Annotated in this window: 23 protein-coding genes, 2 tRNA genes and 2 rRNA genes; 9 read left to right on the plus strand and 18 right to left on the minus strand. The window is 65.2% G+C overall.

Translation table 11 applies throughout. The features are described 5' to 3' along the window. Positions 1–47: 47 nt before the first annotated feature. The 4 genes from PcP3B5_RS29735 to PcP3B5_RS29750 form a co-directional block, all read right to left on the minus strand. A 23S ribosomal RNA gene (locus tag PcP3B5_RS29735) occupies positions 48–2,938 on the minus strand. A gap of 234 nt (positions 2,939–3,172) precedes the next feature. Further along, a tRNA-Ala gene (locus PcP3B5_RS29740) sits at positions 3,173–3,248 on the minus strand. 15 nt (positions 3,249–3,263) lie between these two features. Continuing rightward, positions 3,264–3,340, minus strand: a tRNA-Ile gene (locus PcP3B5_RS29745). A gap of 80 nt (positions 3,341–3,420) precedes the next feature. Next, a 16S ribosomal RNA gene (locus PcP3B5_RS29750) occupies positions 3,421–4,957 on the minus strand. The 16S and 23S rRNA genes sit together here with 2 tRNA genes alongside, the layout of an rRNA operon. Positions 4,958–5,093: 136 nt before the next feature. Here PcP3B5_RS29750 and PcP3B5_RS31915 point away from each other — a divergent pair. Then, positions 5,094–5,366 carry a hypothetical protein gene (locus PcP3B5_RS31915; protein ID WP_162493536.1) on the plus strand — a complete coding sequence of 91 codons (273 nt, stop codon included), beginning with the start codon at positions 5,094–5,096 and terminating at the stop codon, positions 5,364–5,366. A 146-nt stretch (positions 5,367–5,512) separates the two neighbouring features. Here PcP3B5_RS31915 and PcP3B5_RS29755 read toward each other — a convergent pair whose 3' ends face one another. After that, the gene (locus PcP3B5_RS29755) at positions 5,513–6,823 is read right to left on the minus strand and encodes an MFS transporter (protein WP_043270290.1); all 1,311 of its coding nucleotides are present in this window, start codon (positions 6,821–6,823) and stop codon (positions 5,513–5,515) included. Between the two features lie 263 nt (positions 6,824–7,086). Between PcP3B5_RS29755 and PcP3B5_RS29760 the strand changes: the two genes are divergently transcribed. Continuing rightward, positions 7,087–7,491 carry an acyl-CoA thioesterase gene (locus PcP3B5_RS29760; RefSeq protein ID WP_009614218.1) on the plus strand — a complete coding sequence of 135 codons (405 nt, stop codon included), beginning with the start codon at positions 7,087–7,089 and terminating at the stop codon, positions 7,489–7,491. 199 nt (positions 7,492–7,690) lie between these two features. Here PcP3B5_RS29760 and betA read toward each other — a convergent pair whose 3' ends face one another. From betA to betI, 3 genes are all read right to left on the minus strand, one after another. Then, positions 7,691–9,376: a choline dehydrogenase gene (gene betA, locus PcP3B5_RS29765; RefSeq protein ID WP_043270288.1), complete on the minus strand. Its 1,686-nt coding sequence runs from the start codon at positions 9,374–9,376 to the stop codon at positions 7,691–7,693. A gap of 117 nt (positions 9,377–9,493) precedes the next feature. Continuing rightward, complete coding sequence (gene betB, locus PcP3B5_RS29770; RefSeq protein WP_061563123.1) at positions 9,494–10,966, minus strand: betaine-aldehyde dehydrogenase; 1,473 nt, start codon at positions 10,964–10,966, stop codon at positions 9,494–9,496. A 46-nt stretch (positions 10,967–11,012) separates the two neighbouring features. Further along, positions 11,013–11,606 (minus strand): transcriptional regulator BetI, encoded by a 594-nt coding sequence (gene betI, locus PcP3B5_RS29775; RefSeq protein ID WP_043270284.1) that lies wholly within the window; start codon positions 11,604–11,606, stop codon positions 11,013–11,015. A gap of 460 nt (positions 11,607–12,066) precedes the next feature. Here betI and PcP3B5_RS29780 point away from each other — a divergent pair, with 460 nt between their 5' ends. Both PcP3B5_RS29780 and PcP3B5_RS29785 read left to right on the plus strand, forming a co-directional pair. Continuing rightward, complete coding sequence (locus PcP3B5_RS29780; protein WP_024128866.1) at positions 12,067–12,627, plus strand: HdeD family acid-resistance protein; 561 nt, start codon at positions 12,067–12,069, stop codon at positions 12,625–12,627. Then, on the plus strand, positions 12,620–12,799 hold the full coding sequence (locus tag PcP3B5_RS29785; RefSeq protein ID WP_061563124.1) for a hypothetical protein: 180 nt from the start codon (positions 12,620–12,622) through the stop codon (positions 12,797–12,799). Before PcP3B5_RS29780 ends, PcP3B5_RS29785 begins: the two co-directional genes overlap by 8 nt. A 65-nt stretch (positions 12,800–12,864) precedes the next feature. Here the strand turns inward: PcP3B5_RS29785 and pdxR are convergent, their stop codons facing one another. After that, positions 12,865–14,331, minus strand: a complete 1,467-nt coding sequence (pdxR, locus tag PcP3B5_RS29790; RefSeq protein WP_061563355.1) for a MocR-like pyridoxine biosynthesis transcription factor PdxR — start codon at positions 14,329–14,331, stop codon at positions 12,865–12,867. A gap of 105 nt (positions 14,332–14,436) precedes the next feature. On the opposite strand from pdxR, the gene PcP3B5_RS29795 reads away from it, so the two are divergent. The 3 genes from PcP3B5_RS29795 (at position 14,437) to PcP3B5_RS29805 (ending at position 16,579) form a co-directional block, all read left to right on the plus strand. Then, the gene (locus tag PcP3B5_RS29795; protein WP_009614232.1) at positions 14,437–14,886 is read left to right on the plus strand and encodes a GNAT family N-acetyltransferase; all 450 of its coding nucleotides are present in this window, start codon (positions 14,437–14,439) and stop codon (positions 14,884–14,886) included. 13 nt (positions 14,887–14,899) lie between these two features. After that, the gene (locus PcP3B5_RS29800; protein ID WP_061563125.1) at positions 14,900–15,583 is read left to right on the plus strand and encodes a GNAT family N-acetyltransferase; all 684 of its coding nucleotides are present in this window, start codon (positions 14,900–14,902) and stop codon (positions 15,581–15,583) included. A gap of 84 nt (positions 15,584–15,667) precedes the next feature. Continuing rightward, positions 15,668–16,579 (plus strand): D-hexose-6-phosphate mutarotase, encoded by a 912-nt coding sequence (locus tag PcP3B5_RS29805; protein ID WP_061563126.1) that lies wholly within the window; start codon positions 15,668–15,670, stop codon positions 16,577–16,579. 284 nt (positions 16,580–16,863) lie between these two features. Here the strand turns inward: PcP3B5_RS29805 and PcP3B5_RS29810 are convergent, their stop codons facing one another. From PcP3B5_RS29810 to purE, 4 genes are all read right to left on the minus strand, one after another. Next, the gene (locus PcP3B5_RS29810; protein WP_061563127.1) at positions 16,864–17,406 is read right to left on the minus strand and encodes a DUF3299 domain-containing protein; all 543 of its coding nucleotides are present in this window, start codon (positions 17,404–17,406) and stop codon (positions 16,864–16,866) included. A gap of 156 nt (positions 17,407–17,562) precedes the next feature. Continuing rightward, positions 17,563–17,808 carry a GlsB/YeaQ/YmgE family stress response membrane protein gene (locus PcP3B5_RS29815; RefSeq protein WP_009614240.1) on the minus strand — a complete coding sequence of 82 codons (246 nt, stop codon included), beginning with the start codon at positions 17,806–17,808 and terminating at the stop codon, positions 17,563–17,565. Positions 17,809–17,921: 113 nt separating this feature from the next. Then, positions 17,922–19,007, minus strand: coding sequence for a 5-(carboxyamino)imidazole ribonucleotide synthase (locus PcP3B5_RS29820; RefSeq protein ID WP_009614242.1), 1,086 nt, complete (start codon positions 19,005–19,007; stop codon positions 17,922–17,924). Positions 19,008–19,015: 8 nt separating this feature from the next. Then, entirely contained in the window at positions 19,016–19,507 is a 492-nt protein-coding gene (purE, locus tag PcP3B5_RS29825) for a 5-(carboxyamino)imidazole ribonucleotide mutase (protein ID WP_009614245.1), read from the minus strand. A gap of 309 nt (positions 19,508–19,816) precedes the next feature. Between purE and adhP the strand changes: the two genes are divergently transcribed. Beyond that, positions 19,817–20,851 carry an alcohol dehydrogenase AdhP gene (adhP, locus tag PcP3B5_RS29830; protein ID WP_043270271.1) on the plus strand — a complete coding sequence of 345 codons (1,035 nt, stop codon included), beginning with the start codon at positions 19,817–19,819 and terminating at the stop codon, positions 20,849–20,851. A 139-nt stretch (positions 20,852–20,990) separates the two neighbouring features. Here adhP and PcP3B5_RS29835 read toward each other — a convergent pair whose 3' ends face one another. Beyond that, positions 20,991–21,905, minus strand: a complete 915-nt coding sequence (locus PcP3B5_RS29835; protein ID WP_009614249.1) for a LysR substrate-binding domain-containing protein — start codon at positions 21,903–21,905, stop codon at positions 20,991–20,993. 222 nt (positions 21,906–22,127) lie between these two features. Between PcP3B5_RS29835 and PcP3B5_RS29840 the strand changes: the two genes are divergently transcribed. Then, positions 22,128–23,552: an aspartate ammonia-lyase gene (locus PcP3B5_RS29840; RefSeq protein WP_009614250.1), complete on the plus strand. Its 1,425-nt coding sequence runs from the start codon at positions 22,128–22,130 to the stop codon at positions 23,550–23,552. Between the two features lie 460 nt (positions 23,553–24,012). Here PcP3B5_RS29840 and PcP3B5_RS29845 read toward each other — a convergent pair whose 3' ends face one another. The 4 genes from PcP3B5_RS29845 to etfA all read right to left on the minus strand — a co-directional run bounded on the left by PcP3B5_RS29845 (position 24,013) and on the right by etfA (position 26,884). Further along, entirely contained in the window at positions 24,013–24,312 is a 300-nt protein-coding gene (locus PcP3B5_RS29845) for a cell division protein ZapA (protein WP_009614251.1), read from the minus strand. Then, positions 24,309–24,539, minus strand: a complete 231-nt coding sequence (locus PcP3B5_RS29850; protein WP_009614252.1) for a hypothetical protein — start codon at positions 24,537–24,539, stop codon at positions 24,309–24,311. Before PcP3B5_RS29850 ends, PcP3B5_RS29845 begins: the two co-directional genes overlap by 4 nt. A gap of 260 nt (positions 24,540–24,799) precedes the next feature. Further along, on the minus strand, positions 24,800–25,573 hold the full coding sequence (gene etfB / locus PcP3B5_RS29855) for an electron transfer flavoprotein subunit beta (protein WP_061563128.1): 774 nt from the start codon (positions 25,571–25,573) through the stop codon (positions 24,800–24,802). A gap of 78 nt (positions 25,574–25,651) precedes the next feature. Beyond that, a complete protein-coding gene (etfA, locus tag PcP3B5_RS29860; RefSeq protein ID WP_061563129.1) occupies positions 25,652–26,884 on the minus strand; it encodes an electron transfer flavoprotein subunit alpha in 1,233 nt (410 codons plus the stop codon). Between the last annotated feature and the right edge of the window lie 84 nt (positions 26,885–26,968).

Genomic DNA, 26,968 nt, shown 5'->3' on the forward strand with positions numbered 1-26,968 from the left:
CGGTTCGTCGACTTCACCGTCTAACACACAAATTGTTTGGGTGTTATATGGTCAAGCCTCACGGGCAATTAGTATCGGTTAGCTCAACGCCTCACAGCGCTTACACACCCGACCTATCAACGTCGTAGTCTTCGACGGCCCTTCAGGGGAATCAAGTTCCCAGTGAGATCTCATCTTGAGGCTAGTTTCCCGCTTAGATGCTTTCAGCGGTTATCTATTCCGAACATAGCTACCCGGCAGTGCCACTGGCGTGACAACCGGAACACCAGAGGTTCGTCCACTCCGGTCCTCTCGTACTAGGAGCAGCCCCTCTCAAATCTCAAACGTCCACGGCAGATAGGGACCGAACTGTCTCACGACGTTCTAAACCCAGCTCGCGTACCACTTTAAATGGCGAACAGCCATACCCTTGGGACCGGCTTCAGCCCCAGGATGTGATGAGCCGACATCGAGGTGCCAAACACCGCCGTCGATATGAACTCTTGGGCGGTATCAGCCTGTTATCCCCGGAGTACCTTTTATCCGTTGAGCGATGGCCCTTCCATACAGAACCACCGGATCACTAAGACCTACTTTCGTACCTGCTCGACGTGTCTGTCTCGCAGTCAAGCGCGCTTTTGCCTTTATACTCTGCGACCGATTTCCGACCGGTCTGAGCGCACCTTCGTACTCCTCCGTTACTCTTTAGGAGGAGACCGCCCCAGTCAAACTGCCCACCATACACTGTCCTCGATCCGGATCACGGATCAGAGTTAGAACCTCAAGCATGCCAGGGTGGTATTTCAAGGTTGGCTCCACGCGAACTGGCGTCCACGCTTCAAAGCCTCCCACCTATCCTACACAAGCAGGCTCAAAGTCCAGTGCAAAGCTACAGTAAAGGTTCACGGGGTCTTTCCGTCTAGCCGCGGATACACTGCATCTTCACAGCGATTTCAATTTCACTGAGTCTCGGGTGGAGACAGCGCCGCCATCGTTACGCCATTCGTGCAGGTCGGAACTTACCCGACAAGGAATTTCGCTACCTTAGGACCGTTATAGTTACGGCCGCCGTTTACCGGGGCTTCGATCAAGAGCTTCGCTTTCGCTAACCCCATCAATTAACCTTCCGGCACCGGGCAGGCGTCACACCCTATACGTCCACTTTCGTGTTTGCAGAGTGCTGTGTTTTTAATAAACAGTCGCAGCGGCCTGGTATCTTCGACCGGCGTGGGCTTACGCAGTAAATACTTCACCCTCACCGGCGCACCTTCTCCCGAAGTTACGGTGCCATTTTGCCTAGTTCCTTCACCCGAGTTCTCTCAAGCGCCTTGGTATTCTCTACCCGACCACCTGTGTCGGTTTCGGGTACGGTTCCTAGTTACCTGAAGCTTAGAAGCTTTTCCTGGAAGCATGGCATCAACCACTTCGCTCTCTAAAAGAAAGCTCGTCATCAGCTCTCGGCCTTGAACACCCGGATTTGCCTAAGTGCCCAGCCTACAACCTTAAACTTGGACAACCAACGCCAAGCTGGCCTAGCCTTCTCCGTCCCTCCATCGCAGTAACTAGAAGTACAGGAATATTAACCTGTTTCCCATCGACTACGCATTTCTGCCTCGCCTTAGGGGCCGACTAACCCTGCGTCGATTAACGTTGCGCAGGAACCCTTGGTCTTTCGGCGTGGGAGTTTTTCACTCCCATTGTCGTTACTCATGTCAGCATTCGCACTTCTGATACCTCCAGCAAGCTTCTCAACTCACCTTCACAGGCTTACAGAACGCTCCTCTACCGCGCATCTTGCGATGCACCCGTAGCTTCGGTGTGTGGTTTGAGCCCCGTTACATCTTCCGCGCAGGCCGACTCGACTAGTGAGCTATTACGCTTTCTTTAAAGGGTGGCTGCTTCTAAGCCAACCTCCTAGCTGTCTAAGCCTTCCCACATCGTTTACCACTTAACCACAACTTTGGGACCTTAGCTGACGGTCTGGGTTGTTTCCCTTTTCACGACGGACGTTAGCACCCGCCGTGTGTCTCCCACGCTGACACTTCCAGGTATTCGGAGTTTGCATCGGTTTGGTAAGTCGGGATGACCCCCTAGCCGAAACAGTGCTCTACCCCCTGGAGTGATACGTGAGGCGCTACCTAAATAGCTTTCGAGGAGAACCAGCTATCTCCGAGCTTGATTAGCCTTTCACTCCGATCCACAAGTCATCCCCTACCTTTTCAACGGGAGTGGGTTCGGTCCTCCAGTCAGTGTTACCTAACCTTCAACCTGCTCATGGATAGATCGCCCGGTTTCGGGTCTATACCCAGCGACTAAACGCCCTATTAAGACTCGCTTTCGCTACGCCTCCCCTATTCGGTTAAGCTCGCCACTGAATATAAGTCGCTGACCCATTATACAAAAGGTACGCAGTCACCCAACAAAGTGGGCTCCCACTGCTTGTACGCATACGGTTTCAGGTTCTATTTCACTCCCCTCTCCGGGGTTCTTTTCGCCTTTCCCTCACGGTACTGGTTCACTATCGGTCAGTCAGTAGTATTTAGCCTTGGAGGATGGTCCCCCCATGTTCAGACAACGTTTCACGTGCGCCGTCCTACTCGATTTCACTTCCTAGAACCTTTCACATACGGGGCTATCACCCACTATGGCCGCACTTTCCAGAGCGTTCTGTTAGATTCTAAGAAGCTTAAGGGCTAGTCCCCGTTCGCTCGCCACTACTAAGGGAATCTCGGTTGATTTCTGTTCCTCAGGGTACTTAGATGTTTCAGTTCCCCTGGTTCGCCTCACACACCTATGGATTCAGTGTGTGATAACCAGCTTATGCTGGCTGGGTTCCCCCATTCAGAGATCTCCGGATCAAAGTCTGTTTGCCGACTCCCCGAAGCTTATCGCAGGCTACCACGTCTTTCATCGCCTCTGACTGCCAAGGCATCCACCGTATGCGCTTCTTCACTTGACCATATAACCCCAAGCAATCTGGTCATACGTCTCGAACGTGAAGACGACATTCGCCGAAAATTCGCGCTTGAACTCGCAAATTTTACCTTGACTTGAACAATCCCCAGTGAAAGAGATCATTCAGTCTACTTCTATCACATACCCAAATTTTTAAAGAACGGTTCCGGTACAAAGACCAGACAGCAAGGTTCGTTCTATCGAACATTCCTGTCTGAGCTTTACGACGATTCGGAGATGGTGGAGCCAAGGAGGATCGAACTCCTGACCTCCTGCGTGCAAAGCAGGCGCTCTCCCAGCTGAGCTATGGCCCCCTAATTTCCAACGATTGGTGGGTCTGGGCAGATTCGAACTGCCGACCTCACCCTTATCAGGGGTGCGCTCTAACCGACTGAGCTACAGACCCATATAGGGTTGCCTAACCGTCGCTTACCAGTGAATCAAGCAATTCGTGTGGGAGCTTATGAGAAAGCCGGGATCTTCGATTAAGGAGGTGATCCAGCCGCAGGTTCCCCTACGGCTACCTTGTTACGACTTCACCCCAGTCATGAATCACTCCGTGGTAACCGTCCCCCTTGCGGTTAGACTAGCTACTTCTGGAGCAACCCACTCCCATGGTGTGACGGGCGGTGTGTACAAGGCCCGGGAACGTATTCACCGTGACATTCTGATTCACGATTACTAGCGATTCCGACTTCACGCAGTCGAGTTGCAGACTGCGATCCGGACTACGATCGGTTTTCTGGGATTAGCTCCACCTCGCGGCTTGGCAACCCTCTGTACCGACCATTGTAGCACGTGTGTAGCCCTGGCCGTAAGGGCCATGATGACTTGACGTCATCCCCACCTTCCTCCGGTTTGTCACCGGCAGTCTCCTTAGAGTGCCCACCATAACGTGCTGGTAACTAAGGACAAGGGTTGCGCTCGTTACGGGACTTAACCCAACATCTCACGACACGAGCTGACGACAGCCATGCAGCACCTGTGTTCCGATTCCCGAAGGCACTCCCGCATCTCTGCAGGATTCCGGACATGTCAAGGCCAGGTAAGGTTCTTCGCGTTGCTTCGAATTAAACCACATGCTCCACCGCTTGTGCGGGCCCCCGTCAATTCATTTGAGTTTTAACCTTGCGGCCGTACTCCCCAGGCGGTCGACTTATCGCGTTAGCTGCGCCACTAAGATCTCAAGGATCCCAACGGCTAGTCGACATCGTTTACGGCGTGGACTACCAGGGTATCTAATCCTGTTTGCTCCCCACGCTTTCGCACCTCAGTGTCAGTATCAGTCCAGGTGGTCGCCTTCGCCACTGGTGTTCCTTCCTATATCTACGCATTTCACCGCTACACAGGAAATTCCACCACCCTCTACCGTACTCTAGTCAGGCAGTTATGGATGCAGTTCCCAGGTTGAGCCCGGGGATTTCACATCCATCTTACCAAACCACCTACGCGCGCTTTACGCCCAGTAATTCCGATTAACGCTTGCACCCTTCGTATTACCGCGGCTGCTGGCACGAAGTTAGCCGGTGCTTATTCTGTTGGTAACGTCAAAACAGCAAGGTATTAACTTACTGCCCTTCCTCCCAACTTAAAGTGCTTTACAATCCGAAGACCTTCTTCACACACGCGGCATGGCTGGATCAGGCTTTCGCCCATTGTCCAATATTCCCCACTGCTGCCTCCCGTAGGAGTCTGGACCGTGTCTCAGTTCCAGTGTGACTGATCATCCTCTCAGACCAGTTACGGATCGTCGCCTAGGTGAGCCATTACCCCACCTACTAGCTAATCCGACCTAGGCTCATCTGATAGCGTGAGGTCCGAAGATCCCCCACTTTCTCCCGTAGGACGTATGCGGTATTAGCGCTCCTTTCGGAACGTTGCCCCCCACTACCAGGCAGATTCCTAGGCATTACTCACCCGTCCGCCGCTGAATCCGGGAGCAAGCTCCCTTCATCCGCTCGACTTGCATGTGTTAGGCCTGCCGCCAGCGTTCAATCTGAGCCATGATCAAACTCTTCAGTTCAATACTGATCGGGTTTTGAGAAAACCCTAAACTTGGCTCAGCAATCGCAAAAAACTCTCGAATTCACGAGTGTTACTTGTGATGCTGATAATCTTGCGATCACCAGTCTTAACTCACAAGCACCCACACGAATTGCTTGATTCAACTTGTTAAAGAGCAGTTGGTTGATTCTTTCGTCTCAACCGAGGCCGCGCATTCTACGCCAACCTCTTATTTCGTCAAGCGTTATTTTCAGAATTTTTCGTTCCTACTCAACCGCTTGCGCTGTCGATCGGCCGGAGCTTCTCGTCAGCGGGAGGCGCATTCTACAGCGATCAAACTCGCTGTCAAGCACCTCGGCGATCTTCCTTTTGGCTCGCTGCCGGAGCAGCTGTCGAACCCAAAGGCGGCAAGTGAATCACTAGCCTGATCACCACTCTCAACTTCGAACCTGCTTAAGTGCTTGATTTTCAAGCTCTTTCAGCGCTTCGTCGCTGGGAGTGGTGCGCATTATAGGGAGTTAAAAACCCCCGTCAACGACTTTTTGAATCTTTTCTGAAAAAGCTGTCCGAACGATCAATTTGTAACCAGGGAGGCCTCGCCAGCCAGGCGCTCCTGGCGCAACAGGAAGCAGCCGGTAAGGAAGCCGACCAGGCACAGCGCGGCCACATAATAGGCCGGGCCCATGGGGTCTTCCTTCATCAGCAGCGCCACGACCATCGGCGTGAGGCCGCCGAAGATGGCGTAGGACAGGTTGTAGGAGAAGGACAGGCCGCTGAAGCGCACCACCGGCGGGAAGGCCTTGACCATGACGTAGGGCACGGCGCCGACGATGCCGACGCACAGGCCGGCCAGCGCATATAAAGGGAAGAGCCAGTCCGGATGGGTCTTCAGGCTGCTGTAGAAGAACCATGAGGTCGCGCCCAGCAGCAGGCTGCCAGCGATGAAGGTACGCCCGCCACCGATGCGGTCGACGATGCGCCCGGCGAGGATGCAGCCCGCGGTGAGGAAGATGATCGCCAGGCTGTTGGCCTTGAGCGCGGTGGCCGCCGGGACGCCGTAGACCGACTGCAGCACGGAGGGCGTCATGAGGATGACCACGACTATGGCCGCCGACAGCAGCCAGGTGAGCAGCATGGAGATGGCCACCGCCGGACGGTGCTCGCGCACCACCACGCCCAGGGGCACCTCGTCGGCCAGTTGCTTGCGTTGCTGCAGCTCGGCGAACACCGGGGTCTCGTGCAGCCAGCGGCGCAGGTAGACGGAGAACAGGCCGAAGATGCCGCCGAGCAGGAAGGGGATGCGCCAGGCGTAGGCCAGCACTTCGTCGGCGTTGTAGAAGCTGTTGATCGCCGTGGCCATCAGCGAGCCGATGAGGATGCCGGCGGTCAGCCCCGCGGTCAGGGTGCCGCAGGCGAAACCGACGTTGCGCGCCGGCACGTGTTCGGAAACGAACACCCAGGCCCCGGGCACCTCGCCGCCGATGGCCGCGCCCTGCACCACGCGCAGCAGCAGCAGGGCCAGCGGCGCCCAGATGCCGATCTGCTCGTAGGTCGGCAGCACGCCCATGAGCAGCGTGGGCACCGACATCAGGAAGATGCTCAGGGTGAACATCTTCTTGCGCCCGAGCAGGTCGCCGAAGTGCGCCATGACGATGCCGCCCAGCGGCCGCGCCAGGTAGCCGGCGGCGAACAGGCCGAAGGTCTGCAGCTGGCGCAGCCAGTCGGGCATGTCGGCAGGGAAGAACAGCTTGCCCACCACCGTGGCGAAGAACACGAAGATGATGAAGTCGTAGAACTCCAGGGCACCGCCCAGGGCGGAAAGGGACAGGGTCTTGTAGTCGCTGCGGGTCAGCGGACGGGCAGCGGTGGTATTGGCAGGAGGCATCGCAAGGCTTCTCGGCAGGTTGGCGGCGCTGACAGGGAACGCCGAAGGCGAACCATGGCAAATGGGAGCGCGTCAGCGCAACATTGTCATCAGGCATTCTGCGGTCGCTGCCGCAGGTCGGCCTCTATATAATGCCGATGCGACATGCGCGGGGTCGGTCAGAAAGCTGTCCCAAGTTTCTGTAGGAAACCACTTTTACAGGACTCTTGGGAGAGCTTTTCCTTTCCTTGAATCGAGACCGTCGGGGCACGAGGCCCTTACCTATGATCGAGCTTGAACAAGAAGACCCCATTCCGCAGGGCGACCTGGCGCTGCAGATCACCGCGTTGCCGCGCGAGACCAATGGTTTCGGCGATATCTTCGGTGGCTGGCTGGTGTCGCAGATGGACCTCGCCGGCACCGCCATGGCCAGCCGCATCGCCGGCGGCCGCGTGGCCACGGTGGCGATCGACCGCATGGCCTTCCTGGTGCCGGTGGCGGTGGGCGCGCAGCTGTCCTTCTATACCCAGACGCTGGAGGTCGGGCGCAGCTCGATCCGTATGCTGGTGGAAGTGTGGAGCGACGATCCGCTGTCCAGCGAGTGGCGCAAGGTCACCGAGGCGGTGTTCGTGTTCGTGGCCATCGATGGCAGCGGGCGGACGCGGCCGGTGCCGCCGCGGCGGGGGTGAGGGGGCGGTCCTCTTTGGCTGGAAGCAGCTCGGAGTGGTGACGAGTCCTGCGCTCCCTGATATCGCTTTTCCCTCTCCCCAGCCCTCTCCCTGAAGGGAGAGGGGGCCGTTCGGCGCATCCGGGGAAATTCAGTGTCAGCCGGCGACGCCCAAAGATTCAGGCGCTATCCACTCTGATAGCGCCCCTCCCTTCTCTAGCTCAAGCCCGCATCGGCTTGCCCCGCACCGGCGCGCCGTTGGCCTTGTAGTAGTCCGCGGTGCTGCGCGGCAGCGGCTGGCGGCCACGGATGCGGTCGGCGATCTTCTCGGCGATCATGATGGTGGTGGCGTTGAGGTTGCCGGTGATGATCAGCGGCATGATCGACGCATCCACCACGCGCAGCCCTTGCATGCCGTGCACGCGGCCCTGGCCGTCGACCACCGCCATGTCGTCCTCGCCCATCTTGCACGAGCAGGAGGGGTGGAAGGCGGTTTCCGCGTGCTCGCGGACGAAGGCGTCCAGTTCGGCGTCGCTCTTCTTGTCCAGCCCCGGGCTCAGTTCGCGGCCGCGGTAGGCGTCCAGCGCCGGCTGCGCCATGATCTCGCGGGTGATGCGGATGGCGTCGCGGAATTCCTGCCAGTCCTGCTCGCTGGACATGTAGTTGAAGAGGATGCTCGGGTGCTTGCGCGGGTCGCGCGAGGTCAGCTGGATGCGCCCTCGGCTGGGCGAGCGCATGGAGCCGACGTGGGCCTGGAAGCCGTGCTCCTTCACCGCGTTGCTGCCGTTGTAATTGATCGCCACCGGCAGGAAGTGGTACTGGATGTTCGGCCATTCGAACTCGTCGCGGGTGCGGATGAAACCGCCGGCCTCGAACTGGTTGCTGGCGCCCAGGCCGGTACCGAGGAACATCCACTGCGCGCCGATCTGCGGCTGGTTCCACCACTGCAATGCCGGGTACAGCGACACCGGCTGCTTGCAGGCGTATTGCAGGTACATCTCCAGGTGGTCCTGGAGGTTCTGGCCGACGCCCGGCAGGTCGTGCACCACTTCGATGCCCAGGTCGCGCAGCACGGTCGCCGGGCCGACGCCGGAGCGTTGCAGCAGCTGCGGCGAGGCGATGGCGCCGGAGCACACCAGCACTTCGCGGCGCGCGCGCGCCTCTTTCGGCGCATTGTCGTCCCCCAGCAGGTAGCTGACGCCGATGGCGCGCTTGCCGCTGAACAGGATGCGGTCGGTCAGGGCGTAGGTGACGATGGTCAGGTTGGCGCGCTCGCGGGCCTGGTCCAGGTAGCCGCGGGCGGTGCTGGCGCGGCGGCCCTGGGGGGTCACGGTGCGGTCCATCGGGCCGAAGCCTTCCTGCTGGTAGCCGTTGAGGTCTTCGGTGCGCGGGTAGCCGGCCTGCACGCCGGCCTCGACCATGGCGTGGAACAGCGGGTTGTTGCCGGCCTTGGGCGTGGTCACGCTGACCGGGCCGTCGCCGCCGTGGTAGTCGTTGGGGCCGATGTCGCGGGTTTCCGCCTTGCGGAAGTACGGCAGGCAGTCGAGGTAGGTCCAGTCCTCCAGGCCCTTCTCTTTCGCCCAGCCATCGAAGTCCATGGCGTTGCCGCGGATGTAGCACATGCCGTTGATCAGCGAGGAGCCGCCCAGGCCCTTGCCGCGCCCGCATTCCATGCGGCGGTTGTTCATGTGCGGCTCGGGGTCGGTGAGGTACGCCCAGTTGTAGCGGCGGCCCTGCAGCGGGTAGGCCAGCGCGGCGGGCATCTGGGTGCGGAAGTCGGCGCGGTAGTCCGGGCCGCCGGCTTCGAGCAGCAGCACGCTGACGTCCGCGTCCTCGGTCAGGCGGGTGGCGAGGACGTTACCGGCGGAACCGGCGCCGATGATGATGTAGTCGTATTCCTGGGTCATGCAGGCCTACCTCTTTTTCTGGGCACGACACCGCCCGCGACGCATGGCGCGCCGGTGTCTGAAGGTCGGAAGGCCGGTCGTCGTGGCGACCGGCCGCTCAGGGCTCGATCGCGGTGGTCAGAACACCGAGGCGTAGTCGCCCAGCTCTACCTGCACGGATTTGATCCGAGTGTAATGAGCCAGGGTGGTCAGGCCGTTCTCGCGACCGACACCGGATTGCTTGTAGCCGCCCACCGGCATTTCCGCCGGCGACTCGCCCCAGGTGTTGATCCAGCAGATGCCCGCTTCCAGGCGGTGGATCACCCGGTGGGCGCGGGCCAGGTCCTGGGTGACGACGCCGGCGGCCAGGCCGTACTCGGTGTCGTTGGCGCGGCGGATGACTTCTTCTTCGCTGTCGTAGACGAGGATGCTCATCACCGGGCCGAAGATTTCCTCGCGGACGATGGTCATGTCGTCACGGCAGTCGGTGAACACGGTGGGCGCGACGTAGGCGCCCTTGCCGAACTCGCCCTCGGTGACGCGCTCGCCGCCGCACAGCAGGCGGGCCTTCTGCTCCTTGCCGGCCTGGATGTAGCCGAGCACGCTCTCCATGTGCGGGAAGCTGACCAGGGGGCCGAAGTTGGTGTTCTCGTCCTGCGGGCTGCCCAGGCGGATGCGCTTGACGCGCTCCAGCACCTTCTCCTCGAAGCGCGCCTGCAGGCTGCGCGGGACGAACACGCGGGTGCCGTTGGTGCAGACCTGGCCGGAGCTGAAGAAGTTGGCCATGACGGCGATGTCGGCGGCGCGGTCGAGGTTGGCGTCGTCGAAGATGATCAGCGGCGACTTGCCACCCAGTTCCATGGTGACTTCCTTGAGCGAGGAGCTGGAGGCGCTGGCCATGACCTTCTTGCCGGTGGAGGTGCCGCCGGTGAAGGAAATCTTCTCGATCTGCGGGTGCTCGGTCAGCCACTGGCCGACCTCGCGGCCGCTGCCGGTGAGCACGTTGAACACGCCATCGGGCAGGCCGGCCTCGGTGTAGATTTCGGCCAGCTTGAGCACGCTCAGCGGGGTGACTTCGCTGGGCTTGAAGATCATCGCGTTGCCCGCGGCCAGGGCCGGGGCGGATTTCCACAGGGCGATCTGGATCGGGTAGTTCCAGGCGCCGATGCCGGCGACCACGCCCAACGGCTCGCGGCGGGTATAGACGAAGCTGCTCTCGCGCAGCGGGATCTGCTCGCCTTCGATGGCCGGGACCAGGCCGGTGTAGTACTCGAGCACGTCGGCGCCGGTGACGATGTCGACGTTGCGCGTCTCGGCCAGCGGCTTGCCGGTGTCCAGGGTTTCCAGCTCGGCCAGCTCGTCGTTGCGCTGGCGGAGGATGTCCACGGCGCGGCGGAGGATGCGCGAGCGCTGCATGGCGGTCATCGCCGCCCACACCCTCTGGCCTTCGACGGCGCTGGCGACGGCGCGCTCGACGTCGTCCTTCGAAGCCCGCTGCACCAGGGCGAGGACCTCCCCGTTGGCCGGGTTGACGGTCTCGAAGGTGGCGCCACTGCTGGCCTCCACGTAGCGGCCGCCAATGTAGAGCTTCTGAACGTCGAATCGAGCCATGGGTCGGTTGTCCTCTCTTATGGTCCGTGCACGAAGGCCGCGCCCGCTATCCGGTGCGCTTGGCCAGTTGTTGGTCGAGATAGTCGTAGGCGATAGCCAGCGCCTGCTCGGTATCGAAGGCATCGCCCGACAGCGCGCCGCGCAGCCACAGGCCGTCGATCAGCGCAGCCAGGCCGCGGGCGGCGCGGCGCGCCTGGTCCAGCGGCAGCTCGCGGCGGAACTGGCAGCACAGGTTGGAATACAGCCTGTGGTCGTTGATCCGCTGCAGCCGGCGCAGGGACGGCTGGTGCATGCTGCTGGCCCAGAACGCCAGCCAGGTCTTCATGGCCGGGCCGTTGACCTGGCTGTTGTCGAAGTTGCCGGCGACGATCGCCCGCAAGTGGGCGCGCGGATCGTCGGTTCGCAGGCTAGCGCGACGCTCGCGCACGGCCTTGCTCAAAGCCGACATCAGATGCCGCATCGTCGCCTCCAGGAGGCCGTTCTTGTCCTGGAAGTAGTGGCTGATGATGCCGTTGGAGACCCCCGCCAGGCGGGCGATCAGGGCGATGCTGGCGTCGCTCATGCCGACCTGGTCCACGGCCTCGAGGGTGGCGTGGATCAGTTGCGAACGGCGAATCGGCTGCATACCGACCTTGGGCATATTGATATCTCTCCTCACGCGGGACATGGCTGTGCCGTCCGGCGTCATTGTGGGCCAGTCTATTTTGTTTTTATTGAACGTTCAATCAACTAAGAATAAGCTGCGCTCCGTGAACCCTCCCGAGCCCCTGCGTGCAAGCGGGCCCGAGCCGTTCATCACCGCGATGCGTTCCAAGGGGCAAGGATCGCAGAATCCTGCCCGGAAGTGTCGCGGCGGCAATGCTGTGTTCGGCCTGCACAAGGCCATGCGCGCCGACTACGAGCGCCTGCACGGCCCGCGCCCGGAGCCGGCGGCGAGCTGGCGGCCGGCTGATCCAAGGCTCCCCGGTGGCGTCCCGCACGACGCCACCCGCCTGCCCATGGCAGGCCCTTTCGCCCGGCCCTGCGCCGGGCTTTCTTTTAGCTCCGGCCCTCTGGCGCGGGGCTGCTATGGTTTCTGGCGAACCCCGCTGGAGAAACCCATGAACGATCATCCCCTGTGGCAAGCCCTGGGCCGGCACTGGAAATGGATCGCCCTGCGCGGCGTGGCCGCGGTGCTGTTCGGCGTGCTGGCCATCGCCTGGCCGGGCATCGCCCTCACCGTGCTGGTCATCGTCTGGGGCGCCTATGCCTTCGTCGACGGTGTGTTCACCCTGATCGCCGCGGCCAGCATGCGCGAGTCGCAACGGCCGATCTGGCCGCTGTGGCTGGTCGGCGCGCTGGGCGTGCTGGCCGGCCTGGTAGCGTTCTTCTGGCCGGCGCTGACGGCGCTGGGCCTGCTGATGCTGATCGCCGGCTGGGCGCTGGCCACCGGCGTGCTACAGATCATCGCCGCCTTCCGCCTGCGCAGAAGCCTGGCCAACGAATGGTGGCTGGGGCTGTCGGGCGCGCTGTCGGTGCTGTTCGGCGTGCTGATGATCGCCAACCCCGGCGCCGGCGCGGTGGCGGTGGTCTGGGTGATCGGCGCCTACGCGCTGTTCTTCGGCGTGCTGCTGATCCTGCTCGCGCTGCGCCTGCGCAAGACCTCGACCTTCGATGCCTGAGGCGCGCGACTGGTGCCTGTGGCGCCTGGACGACAACGGCAACCGCTTCGTCGTGCGCCGCGGCCTGAGCCGCGAAGAGGCCGAGGCCCTGGCTCTTGAGTACCAGGGCCGCGGGCACAAGCAGACCTACTGGGCCGAGCGCGAGGAAAAGCCCCCGCATGGCACGACGTAGGATGGGTGGAGCGCAGCGATACCCATCGCCATGCCCGCATGGGTTTCGCCAAGGCTCAACCCATCCTACGAAAGCGGAAGGTGCCAGGCCTTGCGCAGGGCCTTCAGGGCTTCGGCTATGCGCGCCTCGGGTACAGCGGCGAAGCCCATCACCAGGCCGGCGCGCTCGTCTTCAGGCTCCGTCGATTCGGGCAGCCAGTAGTCGCTCAGCGCGTTGACCTCCACCCCGGCCTGCAACGCGCGCTCCACCAGCCAATGTTCGCGCTCGCGGCTTTCCACCCGCACGCACAGGTGCAGCCCCGCCTCCACCGGCGGCATGGGCGCGCAGCCGGGCACCTCCGGCCAGCCGCGCAGCAGGGCGTCGCGCCGCGCCCGGGCGGCCCGGCGCATCCGTCGCACGTGGCGCTGGAAGTGGCCTTCGGCGATGAAGTCGGCCATCACCCGCTGGGTGCCGACCTCCGAATGCCGCACGTCGAGGGCGCGGCGCCGGGCGAAGGCCTCGGCCAGGGCCGGCGGCACCACCAGGTAGCCCAGGCGCAGCGCGGGGAAGGCGATCTTGCAGAAGGTGCCGACGTAGAGCACGCGCTGCTGGCGGTCGAGCGCCGCCAGCGGCATCAGCGGAGTGCCGGCGTAGCGGTATTCGCCGTCGTAGTCGTCCTCGACTATCCAGCCGCCGCTGCGCTCGGCCCACTCCAGCAGGGCCAGGCGCCGCGCCAGCGACAGGGTGACGCCGGTGGGGTACTGGTGCGAGGGAGTGAGGTAGACCAGCCGGCAGTCCGGCAGCTCGCGCAACTGCTCGGTGCGCAGGCCCTCCTCGTCCACCGCCACCCCGTGCAGGTGCGCGCCGGCGGTGGCGAAGGCATGGCCGGCGGCGCGGTAGCCGGGGTTCTCGATGGCCACGTGGTCGCCCTCGGCGAGCAGCACCTGGGCGCACAGGGCGATGGCCTGCTGCGCGCCGCTGGTGACTATTATCTGCCCCGCCTCGCAATGCAGGCCGCGCGCGCTGCGCAGATAGGCGGCGATCAGCTCGCGCAGGCGCCATTCGCCGGCGGCGTCGCCGTAGCCCAGGCAGTCCGCCGGCGGCTCGCGCCAGAAACGCGCCTGCAACCGCGCCCAGGTCTCGAAGGGAAACAGGTCGAAGGCCGGCACGCCGACGCGGAAGGCCCGCGGCGCGCCTTGCGGCGGCCTGGGCAGGTGGTGCCGTTGCAGGCGTTCCAGCGCCGCCACCTCGGGCACCTTGCCGGGTTGCGGGGCGGGCGCGCTGCGCGGCTGCACGCGTTCGGCGACGTAGGTACCATCGCCGGTGCGGCCTTCGATGTAGCCCTCGGCGTAGAGCTGCTCGTAGGCGCGCACCACGGTATTGCGCGACACGCCCAGGGCTGCAGCCAGGTCGCGGCTGGCCGGCAGCCGCGAGCGCGCGGCGAGGCGGCCGTCGAGGATGCGTTCGCGCAGCGCCTGGAACAGCTGCTGGCCCAGCCCCCTGGCAGGGTCCAGGCGGATGCCGGACGGGTCGAAAGGCAGCGGGGCGTTCATGGCGGGCTCCGGAAATGGCTCCTCGAATTGGACCATGAATGGCTCTTTAGCGGAACCAATTCCCGCTCTAGTCTGGCACCAGACCCCAAGGACAAAGGCCACCCCATGACCGCACCGCTCGAAATCCGCCTCGTCGGCGCCGACGACCACGCCGCCTGGCTGCCGCTCTGGCAGGGCTACCAGCGCTTCTACAAGACCGTGATCGACGACGCCACCAGCGCCGTCACCTGGCAGCGCTTCCTCGACCCCGCCGAGCCCATGCACGCCGCCCTCGCCTGGCGCGACGGCGAGGCCATCGGCATGGTCCACTACATCTTCCACCGCTCCTGCTGGACCCAGGGCGACTACGTCTACCTGCAGGACCTCTACGTCCACGAAGGCCTGCGCGGCGGCGGCGTCGGCCGCGAGCTGATCGAGCACGTCTACGCCGCGGCCCGCGCAGCCGGCGCCTCGCGGGTGCACTGGCTGACCCACGAGAGCAATACCGACGCCATGCACCTGTACGACCGGATCGCCGACCGCTCCGGCTTCGTGCAGTACCGCAAGATTCTCTGACCGGAGCGCGACCATGACCGACACCCAACCCGCCCTGCACTGGCAGCCGGTGCCCGCCCCGGCCCGGGAAACCCTGAACGGCCGCTACCTCGACCTGGAGCCGCTGGACGCCGCGCGCCACGGCGACAACCTGTGGGAAGCCCTGCAAGGTCCGGAATCCGACCCCGTGCTGTGGGACTACCTGCCCTACGGCCCCTTCCCCGAGCGCGCCGCCTTCGATGCCTGGATAGCCGGCAACGCCGCCAGCGCCGACCCGCAGTTCTACGCCGTGCGCGAGCGCAGCAGCGGCCGCGTCACCGGCCTGCTGAGTTTCCTGCGCATCACCCCCAAGGACGGCGTGATCGAGATCGGCCACATCGCCTTCGGCCGCGTCATGCAGCGCAGCCCGGCCTCCACCGAGGCGGTGTACCTGCTGGCCCGGCGCGCCTTCGAGCTGGGCTACCGGCGCCTGGAATGGAAGTGCAACGCGCTGAACGCCCGCTCCATGCGCGCCGCCGAGCGCCTGGGCTTCACCTACGAGGGCACCTTCCGCCAGCACATGGTGATCAAGGACCGCAACCGCGACAGCGCCTGGTTCTCCATCCTCGACAGCGAGTGGCCGACGCGCCAGGCGGCCTTCGAAGCCTGGCTGGACGCGGCCAACTTCGACGCCCAGGGGCGCCAGAAGCGCAGCCTGGAAAGCCTGCGCCAGGGCTGAAAAAAGCCTTTTCGGGGAACTGCCCGGCCGCCGGGGGATCGGTGATACTGAATCCTTTCCCCTTGCTGTGCCGGAGGCCCCCCCATGAGCAGCCCCTACATCACCCCCCGCGTCGAGCAGACCACCATCGACGAGCTGCCCTGCTGGCGCATCCACACCGAATTCGGCGAAGCGCTGATCGCCCAGCAGGGCGCCCAGTTGCTCAGCTACCAGCCCCACGAGCAGCCGCCGCTGGTGTGGCTCAGCGAGCAGGCCGGGTACAAGCGCGGCCAGTCCCTGCGCGGCGGCGTGCCGGTGTGCTGGCCGTGGTTCGGCGACCTGGCGCGCAACCCGGTGCAGGTGCGCACCGAATACGCAGGCGACCAGCCGCCGGCCCACGGCCTGGTGCGCGGCATCGACTGGCAACTGGACGACATCGCCGACGAACAGGGCGCGCTGTCCGTGCACTGGAAGCTCGACGCCGGGCAGGGCCTGCCGGGCTGGGCCCACTCCGCCGAACTGAGCCTGGTGATGCGCTTCGGCGAACGCCTGGGCCTGGAACTGACCACCCGCAACCTCGGCGACAAGCCGCTGGCCCTGAGCCAGGCGCTGCACACCTACTTCGCCGTCAGCGACGTTCGCCAGGTGAGCGTCGACGGCCTGCAGGGCTGCCGCTACATCGAGACGCTGGAGAACTGGGAAGAACGCCGCCAGGACGGCGTGGTGCGCATCCAGGGCGAGACCGACCGCATCTACCTGGACGTCGACCGGCCCCTGGTGATCCGCGACCCGCAGTGGCAGCGCGGCATCCACATCCAGGCCGGTCACTCGCGCTCGGCGGTGCTGTGGAATCCCTGGGTGGACAAGGCGCAACGCCTGTCGCAGTTCGCCGACGATGCCTGGCAGCGGATGTTGTGCATCGAGACGGCAAGGGTGTGGGACGACGTGCTGAGCGTGGCGCCGGGGCGGAGCGAGACGATGAGCGTGGAGATCTGGAGCGAAGGGCTGGAGGGGTAGGCTGCGCTTTCTTTTCGTAGGAGCGAGCTTGCTCGCGAACCGGGTTTCCTGGTGGCTTCGGTGCTGGGCCTGAAGAGCGCCCTCTCCCTAACCCTCTCCCTGAAGGGAGAGGGGACCGTTGGGCAGACGCTGATGCTTTAGAGTCAGCCGGCTAGCACAGAGATTGCCGGCTGAAACCATTCCTTCTCTCGGCACGGACAAGCCCCCTCTCCCTTCAGGGAGAGGGCTGGGGAGAGGGAGCGGAGTCAATCCGAAACACCAACACATCCGGGAAAAGCTCGTTCCTACAGATCGCTATCCTGCACCGCCCGCACCTTGGCGTCGTCCATCGCATAGGCCGCATCCGCCATGTCGTTGCTGACCTTCTCCACCTTCAGCTTGCCGGTCACCCACAGCGGGCTGTAGATGTCGTCGATCTTCATGCCCTTGGGGTAGCGTACCAGCACGATCTGGTTCGGCGGCGGCGGCGGTACGTGGATGCAGGCGCCCGGGTAGGGCACCAGGAAGAACTCGGTGACGCGGCCCTTGGCGTCGTTCTCCAGGGGCACCGGGTAGCCGCCGAGGCGGATCTGCTTGCCGTCCAGCGCGGCGACCGTCTTGGTCGAGAACATCACCTGCGGCAGCTTGCCCTTCTGCTTCAGGCCGCCCTGCTTCTGGGTGAAGGTGCCGGCGGCTTCCGGGCTGTTGTGGTCGATCTCGGGCATTTCCTCCAGCGCCTTGCGGTCGCTGGGCGGCATCAGTTGCAGCCAGTCGGTTTCCGGGATGTCGGCGGCATGGGCCAGGCCGGTGAGCAGCACGAGGCTGCAGGCGAGCAGGGTACGGCGCATGAATGGGCTCTCGGGCGCCGGCAGCGGGCGCCCACGCAACGGGAAGACGGCGGATGACCTTCACCGCCCGCCCGGGCCGGGCGAGCGGGAATCGGCGCACATTCTTGGGGATCGCCGGGCAAATGACCAGCGCGAAGCGCTACCCGGCGTAGAGCCTCAGTTCTTCTTCACGAAGGCGTAGATGACCAGCAGGATCACCGCGCCGACCACCGCGCCGATGAACCCGGCGGCCTGCCCGGCCTGGTAGATGCCCAGGGCCTGGCCGCCGTAGGTGGCCAGCAGCGAGCCGCCGATGCCCAGCAGAATGGTCATGATCCAGCCCATGCTGTCGTCCCCCGGCTTCAGGAAACGGGCGATGAGGCCGACGATCAGGCCGATGACGATGGTTCCGATTAAACCCATGGCTTTCCCTCCTGTGGATGGACGCGCCAACCGGCGCGCCCCTTGTCAGACAGTGTAGGAAAGCCTGGCGTTCCGTGCGGCCGCCCGCCATGAGAAGCGGGCGGCCAGGCGCGTCAGCCCTTGCCGATAAGGGCCTCGACTTCGCCGATGCGCGCCTTGAGGGTGGCCAGGTCCTTGCTGCGCAGGGTGGCGTGGCCGACCTTGCGCCCGGCCTTGAAGGCCTTGCCGTAGTGGTGCAGATGGCAGTCGGCGATGGCCAGCACCTTTTCCACCGGCGGCACTTCGCCGATGAAGTTGAGCATGGCGCTCTCGCCCACCTTGGCGGTGGAGCCCAGCGGCAGGCCGGCCACGGCGCGCAGGTGGTTCTCGAACTGGCTGCACTCGGAGCCTTCGATGGTCCAGTGCCCGGAGTTGTGCACGCGCGGGGCGATCTCGTTGGCCTTCAGGCCGCCGTCCACCTCGAAGAACTCGAAGGCCAGCACGCCGACGTAGTCCAGCTTGTCCAGCACGCGGCCGACGTAGTCCTCGGCCAGAGCCTGCAGCGGGTGCTCGCTGCTGGCCACGGACAGGCGCAGGATGCCGTTCTCGTGGGTGTTGTGCACCAGCGGGTAGAAGCGCGTCTCGCCGTCGCGGGCGCGCACCGCCACCAGCGAGACTTCGCCGGTGAAGGGCACGAAGCCTTCGAGGATGCAGGGCACGCTGCCCAGCTCGGCGAAGGCGCCGGCCACGTCCTCGGGCTTGCGCAGGACCTTCTGGCCCTTGCCGTCGTAGCCCAGGGTGCGCGTCTTGAGCACCGCCGGCAGGCCGATGCCGGCCGCGGCGGCGTCGAGGTCGGCCTGGGACTGGATGTCGGCGAAGGCCGGGGTGGGAATGCCCAGGTCCTTGAACATCGACTTCTCGAACCAGCGGTCGCGGGCGATGCGCAGCGCGGAGGCCGAGGGGTAGACCGGGACGAACTGCGAGAGGAAGGCCACGGTCTCGGCCGGCACGCTCTCGAACTCGAAGGTCACCAGGTCCACTTCGTCGGCCAGTTGGCGCAGGTGGTCCTGGTCGCTGTAGTCCGCGCGGATGTGCTCGCCCAGGGCCTGGGCGCAGGCGTCCGGCGCTGGGTCGAGGAAGGCGAAATCCATGCCCAGCGGGGTGCCCGCCAGGGACAGCATGCGGCCCAGCTGGCCGCCACCGATGACACCGATCTTCATGGTTCTGCTCAGGCCTCGCGGGGGTCGGGGTTGTCCAGCACCGAGGTGGTCTGCTCGGTGCGGAAGCGCTTGAGCGCGTCGTGGTACTGCGGGTGCTTGCCGCCGAGGATGCTCGCCGCCAGCAGCGCGGCGTTGATGGCGCCGGCCTTGCCGATGGCCAGGGTGGCGACCGGCACGCCGCCGGGCATCTGCACGATGGACAGCAACGAATCGACGCCCGAGAGCATGGACGACTGCACCGGCACACCGAGCACCGGCAGGTGCGTCTTGGCCGCGCACATGCCCGGCAGGTGGGCGGCGCCGCCGGCGCCGGCGATGATCACCTCGATGCCGCGGCCTTCGGCCTCTTCGGCGTACTGGAACAGCAGGTCCGGGGTGCGGTGGGCGGAAACCACCTTCACTTCATGGGGGATGCCCAGCTTGTCCAGCATGTCCGCGGTGTGACTAAGGGTGCTCCAGTCGGACTTGGAGCCCATGATCACGCCAACCAGTACGCTCATCGTCGTGCCTCTTGGTGGTGCGCGTGCCGCGCGTCAAAAACCAACAAGCCACGCATTCCGGTCCCGGGCGTGGCTTGTACATGGACGAACCGACGAGCGGGGCCGGTTCGGAGGCGGCGCAGTATACCGCAAGGCCGCGCCGTTCGTGGAGTCCGTGCGCGGGCCGTTGGGCGGGTGCTGCCAAGGGATGAGGCGCGCGGTCCTTGCTCCAGCTCAATATCGCCTAGGCTCAAGGGCTCAGACTGATGCAACCCGCGGCGCAGACCGGTTTTCGCCCGCCCCCGTTCGTTTGCACAAGGAGAGCTTGCCATGTCCTCGACCCTGCCCCAGACCATGAAAGCGGCAGTGGTGCACGCCTTCGGCGCGCCGCTGCGCCTGGAAGAAGTGAAGGTGCCGTTGCCCGGCCCCGGCCAGATCCTGGTGAAGATCGAGGCCTCCGGCGTCTGTCACACCGACCTGCACGCCGCCGAGGGCGACTGGCCGGTGAAGCCGAGCCTGCCGTTCATTCCCGGCCACGAGGGCGTCGGCTACGTCGCCGCGGTGGGCGCCGGGGTGACCCGGGTGAAGGAAGGCGACCGCGTCGGCGTGCCCTGGCTGTACACCGCCTGCGGCTGCTGCGAGCACTGCCTGACCGGCTGGGAAACCCTCTGCACGCAGCAGCAGAACACCGGCTACTCGGTGAACGGCGGCTACGCCGAATACGTGCTGGCCGACCCGAACTTCGTCGGCCACCTGCCCAAGGGCATTGGCTTCACCGAAATCGCCCCGATCCTCTGCGCGGGCGTCACCGTGTACAAGGGCCTGAAGGAAACCAAGGCACGCCCCGGCCAGTGGGTGGCCATCTCCGGCATCGGCGGCCTGGGCCACGTCGCGGTGCAGTACGCCAAGGCCATGGGCCTGCACGTGGTGGCGGTGGACGTGGACGACGCCAAGCTGGAGCTGGCGCGCAAGCTCGGCGCCAGCCTGACCATCAACGCGAAGAAGGAAAACCCGGTGGAAGTGGTCCAGCGCGACATCGGCGGCGCCCACGGCGTGCTGGTGACGGCGGTGTCCAACAGCGCCTTCGGCCAGGGCATCGGCATGGCCCGCCGCGGCGGCACCATCTCCCTGGTCGGCCTGCCGCCGGGCGACTTCCCCACGCCGATCTTCGACGTGGTGCTCAAGGGCCTTCACATCACCGGCTCCATCGTCGGCACCCGCGCGGACCTGCAGGAGGCGCTGGACTTCGCTGGCGAGGGGTTGGTGAAGGCGACGGTGAGCGCCGGGAAGCTGGACGACATCAATGCCATCCTCGACAGGATGCGCGCCGGGCAAATCGAAGGGCGGATCGTCGTCGAGATGTAGGCCACACGCCTTGTAGGATGGCGTTGAGCGCAGCGATACCCATCATCGCCGGTCGATGGGTATCGCAAGCTCAACCCATCCTACGTCTTCAGGGCAAGCTCCGTTCGCGAGCAAGCTCGCTCCTACACAAAGCCCCGCCTCAGGCGGTCTCCCCGAGCCCCAGGCCGCCCTCCAGCTTGCGCCACAGCAAACGGATCTGCGCCTTGCGCACCAGGGCGCAGCGGTACAGGCGGATTTCCTGCGGCACCACCCAGTGCGGGCCGCCGCACACTGCCAGCTCGCCGCGGGCCAGTTCGGCCTCCATGCTCAGGCGCGGCACCCAGGCCACGCCCATGCCCTGCAGCGCCATGCTCTTCAGGCTGTCGGCCATGGCCGTCTCGTAGACCGTGGTGTAGCGCAGGTTGCGCTGGCGCAGCAGCAGGTTGACGCCGCGACCGAGGAAGGCGCCGGCGCTGTAGGCCAGCAGCGGCACGCTCTGGCCGCTGTCGAGGTCGTACAGCGGCAGGCCGGCGGAGTTCACCGCGCATACCGGGAGCATCTCGGTGCGGCCCAGGTGCAGCGAGGGGAACACTTCCGGGTCCATCTGCAGCGCCGCGTCCGGGTCGTAGAAGGCCAGCATCAGGTCGCAGCCGCCCTCGCGCAGCAGGTGCACGGCCTCGCCGACGTTAGTCGCCACCAGGCGGCTGGCGATGTTCAGGCCCTCGGCGCGCAGCCGGGCGATCCACGCCGGGAAGAAGCCCAGGGCCAGGGAGTGCGCGGCGGCGAACTGCAGCACCTCGCCCTGCCCGCCTTCCAGGTGGTGCAGGTGGCGCACCACCTGGCCGAGCTGCTCGACCACCGCGCGCGCGGTGACCAGGAACAGCTGGCCGGCCTCGGTCAGCTCGATGGGCGTGCGCTGGCGGTTCACCAGGGTCAGCCCGAGGGCGTCCTCCAGGCTGCGGATGCGCCGGCTGAAGGCCGGCTGGGTGACGAAGCGCTTTTCCGCGGCCTGGGAGAAGCTGCGGGTGGTGGCCAGGGTGCTGAAGTCCTCAAGCCATTTGGTTTCCAGGTTCACGTCGTCTCCTCCCGGCGCGGCGGGATGGTCTTGATCGATCGGTCAGTGGATGAACGGGCGCGCGTAGCATGGCCATACGCTCGCCGTCATCAGGTCGTCACAGAATACATTATGCCGTTTGTGCATGAGACAGCTTCCAACAGCATTGGCCGACGATCGGCGAAATCCCTAGTCTAGTGGGCATCGCGGCGCTGGCCGTGTTCTCCTGAGAAAAATCTCATCATGTCCCCTGTTGCATCGTTCCGCATCGAGAAAGACCTCCTCGGCACCCTCGAAGTACCTTCTGACGCCTACTACGGCATCCAGACCCTGCGCGCTGTGAACAACTTCCGCCTTTCCGGTGTGCCGCTGTCGCACTACCCGAAGCTGGTCGTCGCCCTGGCGATGGTCAAGCAGGCCGCGGCCGATGCGAACCACAAGCTGGGCCACCTGCCCGGCGAGAAACACGCCGCCATCAGCGAAGCCTGCGCTCGCCTGATCCGCGGTGACTTCCACGACCAGTTCGTGGTGGACATGATCCAGGGTGGCGCCGGTACCTCCACCAACATGAACGCCAACGAGGTGATCGCCAACATCGCCCTGGAAGCGATGGGCCACGCCAAGGGCGAGTACAAGTACCTGCACCCGAACAACGACGTGAACATGGCGCAGTCGACCAACGACGCCTACCCGACCGCCATCCGCCTGGGCCTGCTGCTGGGCCACGACACCCTGCTGGCCAGCCTCGACAGCCTGATCCAGGCCTTCGCCGCCAAGGGCGAGGAGTTCGCCAACGTACTGAAGATGGGCCGCACCCAGCTGCAGGACGCGGTGCCCATGACCCTCGGCCAGGAATTCCACGCCTTCGCCACCACCCTGGGCGAAGACCTCGACCGCCTGCGCCGCCTGGCCCCGGAACTGCTGACCGAAGTGAACCTCGGCGGCACCGCCATCGGCACCGGCATCAACGCCGACCCCGGCTACCAGCACCTGGCCGTGGAACGCCTGGCCGCCATCAGCGGCCAGCCGCTGAAGCCGGCCGCCGACCTGATCGAGGCCACCTCGGACATGGGCGCCTTCGTGCTGTTCTCCGGCATGCTCAAGCGCACCGCGGTCAAGCTGTCGAAAATCTGCAACGACCTGCGCCTGCTCTCCAGCGGCCCGCGCACCGGCATCAACGAGATCAACCTGCCGCCGCGCCAGCCGGGCAGCTCGATCATGCCGGGCAAGGTCAACCCGGTGATCCCGGAGGCGGTGAACATGTGCGCCTTCGAGATCATGGGCAACGACCTGGCGCTGACCATCGCCGCCGAGGGCGGCCAGCTGCAGCTGAACGTGATGGAGCCGCTGATCGCCTACAAGATCTTCGACTCGATCCGCCTGCTGCAACGCGCCATGGACATGCTGCGCGAGCACTGCATCACCGGCATCACCGCCAACGTCGAGCGCTGCCACCAGTTGGTGGAGCACAGCATCGGCCTGGTCACCGCGCTGAACCCGTACATCGGCTACGAGAACGCCACCCGCATCGCCAAGGTGGCGCTGGAAACCGGCCGCGGCGTGCTGGAACTGGTGCGCGAGGAGAAGCTGCTGGACGAGGCCACCCTGGCCGACATCCTGCGCCCGGAAAACATGATCGCCCCGCGCCTGATTCCCCTGCGCGCCTGATCCATCGCCCGGCGCGAGCCGGGCACGACTCACCGGTCGAGGGGCAGTACCCGCCTCTCACCCTTCAGGGATGGGCTATCCCCCGTCCCTTCTTTTATGCCCGGCGCGACGGGACTTCCCGCAGCGCCATGTCTCACCGGTCGAGAGGATATTCAGCCCTCTCTCCATTCATAGGGACGCCACGGATTGTGGTGTCCCTTTTTTTTCGGCTGGGGTTTGGGGGTGGCTGCTGCTTTTCGTAGGAGCGAGCTTGCTCGCGAACGGGGCTGGCCGGTGAGAAAGAGCACCCTCTCCCTAACCCTCTCCCTGAAGGGAGAGGGGACCGTACGGTGTCTGCGGATATTCTGGAGTCAGCCGGCGAGCGGCATATCTTCCGCGGGCACGGCCTGGCTCCCTCTCCCTTCAGGGAGAGGGCGGGGGGAGAGGGTGCTGAGCCCGAGCACCAAGGCCCGGCAAGAAATCAATCCTGCGCCTGCAAATGCGCACGAATACGCCGATTGAGCGCCGCAAGACGCTCCACCGCACGTTCGTCACCCTCTTCAGCCTCCCCCCGCGGCGCCAGCTGGCGGGCGCACAGGTTCAGAGCACTGAGCAGCAACAACTCGTTGCTGGTGACATAGGGAAATTTCTGCTTGGCGGCGGCGATCTCCGCCTGCAACAGGGCGGCGGCCTCCTGCAGGGCGCGCTCCTCGCCGGCCGGCGCCTTGACGCTGTAGTCGCGGCCGAGGATGCGCAGGACGCGCACGCCGTCGTCGCTCATGCGCTGGCGCGGCTGTCGCTGACGCGGCGGACCAGGGCCTGCAGGCGCACGGCGGTGGCGTTGTGCTTCTCTTCCTGCTCCATCAGCTGCAGTTGCAGGGCGTCGTTGTCTTCGCTGGCCTTGCCGAGGCTGTCGCGCAGTTGGGCGTTGTCGTCGGCCAGTTGCTTGTTCTGCTGCAGCAGCTCAGCCACCAGTTGTTCGAGCTGTTCGATAGTGCTGTCGAGCATGGGAGTCTCCGAGGCCGTGGTAAAGGTCGCGGAGGATAAAGAAAAGTCGCCTGTGCGGCCAGGGAAATACACGCTTTCCTGACGGAAAGTATGCTGTCAATTCAATAGCTTAGACGCCAAATTTCGTGCCATTTCAGCAGGTTGATCGCGCGACGAACCTCCGTAGGATGGGTTGAGCTTGCGATACCCATCAGACCATGGCGATGGGTATCGCAAGCTCAACCCATCCTACGAAGAGCGCATCGACGCAGCCGGCAAGTTCAGCGGATCACGCCTTCCTCGCGCAGCAGCTTGAAGATGGCTTCGGCGCCGGCCTCCGGGGCCAGGTCCTTGAGCACCTGGCCGGTGCCGCCGGAGGCCTTGGCGGTGGCGGCCTTCATGCGTTCGGCGCCGGTCTTGGCCTTGATCACCTTGAGCCGCTTGGGCCGCGGGCGCGCCGGTTGCAGGCTGCCGGCGGCGAGCAGGTCGTCCTCGACGACCTCCACCTCGTGGGCCTCGATGAAGCCACGGCGGGCCGGGCCGAAGGCGCTCTGGCGCGCCACCGGGGCGGCGTTGTCGACGCTGGCGACGAAGGGCAGGCGCACCTTCAGCCGGCGCCGCTGGCCGCGCGGCAGGGCCTGCAGCACCTGGGCGCTGCCGCCCTCGACCTTCTCCACCTCGGCCAGGCCCACCACCAGCGGCCAGCCCAGGCGTTCGGCGAGCAGAAACGGCAGCATGCCGGAGCCTTCGCCGGTCTCGGCCTGGCTGCCGGTGAGCACCAGTTGCGCGCCGGCGCCGCCGAGGTAGTCGACCAGCGCCGGCAAGGCGTCGGCACCGGCCGGCTGTTCCAGCACGGCCAGCTCGTCCAGGCCCATGCCCAGGTAGCTGCGCAGCGCCTCTTCCTGCGGGTTGCCGGCGTGCAGCACCTGCAGGCGCCTGCCGGCCAGGCGCAGGCCCAGTTCGACGGCGCGTGCGTCCTGTTCGGCGCGGCGGGCGCGGCCGGAGGCGGGGTGGGCGCCGATGGAGACCAGGGTGACGATGTTCAGGTCGGTCATTGTTCGTACCTATGGATAAGGACCAGCACCGTGCTGCGCTCTTGCTTGAAGCCTGCAGCTTGAAGCTTGCCGCTACTCTCAAGCCGCATCGCGAGCCCCTCCCTGCCGGTACTCCTCGGCCAGGCGGACCAGCGCCTGCAGAATCGCCGTGGAATCGCCGATCACCGAAAGGTCGGCGCGTTTGATCATGTCGCAGCCGGGGTCCATGTTCACCGCCACCACCTTGTCGCAGGCGCCGATGCCCTGCAGGTGCTGGATGGCGCCGGAGATGCCGACGGCGAGGTAGACCCGCGCGGTGACCCAGGTGCCGGTGGCACCGACCTGGCGGTTGCGCGGCATGTGGCCGTCGTCCACCGCCACCCGCGAGGCGCCTTCGGTGGCGCCCAGGGCCGCGGCGGCGCGGTGGAACAGGTCCCAGTCGCGCACGCCGTTGCCGCCGGAGAGGATGAATTCGGCCTCGGCCATGGGAATCTGCGCCGGGTCCACGGCCACCGGGCCGAGGTCCTCGATGCGCGGCAGGTTGCGCGCCACGCCGCCTTCCAGGGCGACCGGGCGGGCCTCGTGGCGCGTCTCGCTGACCGGCTCGGCGCACTCGGCGGCGGCCAGGATCAGACGCGCCAGCGGCCGTTGCAGGTCCTGCTGGCCGGCGCCGGCGCGGCCGATGCAGCGCTCGCCCTCGGCCTGCCAGACGCGGGTGGCCGGGCGCTCGCCAAGGCTTGCGGCCAGGCGCCGGCCCAGTTCGCCGCCACCGGTGCGGCTATCGGGCAGCAGCCAGTGGCGCGGCACGAACTGGCCGTCCACGGCGCGCAGCGCCAGCACCCGCTGTTCCGGGGCGTAGCCTTCGTATTCGTCGCCCTCGACCTGCAGCAGGCGGTCGACGCCGGCGGTGTCGAAGGCGCTTTCCTTGTGTTCGCCGAAGACGATGGCCAGCACCGCGCCGCCCTCGCCTGCGAGCTTGCGGGCGAGGCCCAGCAGGTCGCGGTCGTGGCTGGAGAGGCGGCCGCCGACCATGTCCGGCACCACGGCGATATAGAACGCCGGCTGCTCGATGACCTGTAGCGGCAGCTGCACCACTTCCGGCGCGCTGGAACGCTTGCCGGCGCTGCCCTGCTGGCCGCCGGAGCGGTCGATGCGCCTGACGCCGTTGGGACCGATGAAGCCAACGGCGTGGGGGTTCCTGCGGATCAGGCCGTTGGGGCCCATCCAGCGCACCTCGCCGCCCTGGGCGGACTGCATGGCCGCGTGCAGCGGATGCAGGCGGTTGCGGGCGATCCACTCGGCGCGTGGGTCGCGGCGGATGATGTCGCTCATGCTTGGACCTCCAGGGAGCCTGGGCTTTTCGTAGGAGCGAGCTTGCTCGCGAACGGGCTGGCATCGAGGCTCGGGCCGCCCTCT

Origin of the sequence: Pseudomonas citronellolis, assembly GCF_001586155.1 — a bacterium.
Taxonomy (GTDB): domain Bacteria; phylum Pseudomonadota; class Gammaproteobacteria; order Pseudomonadales; family Pseudomonadaceae; genus Pseudomonas; species Pseudomonas citronellolis.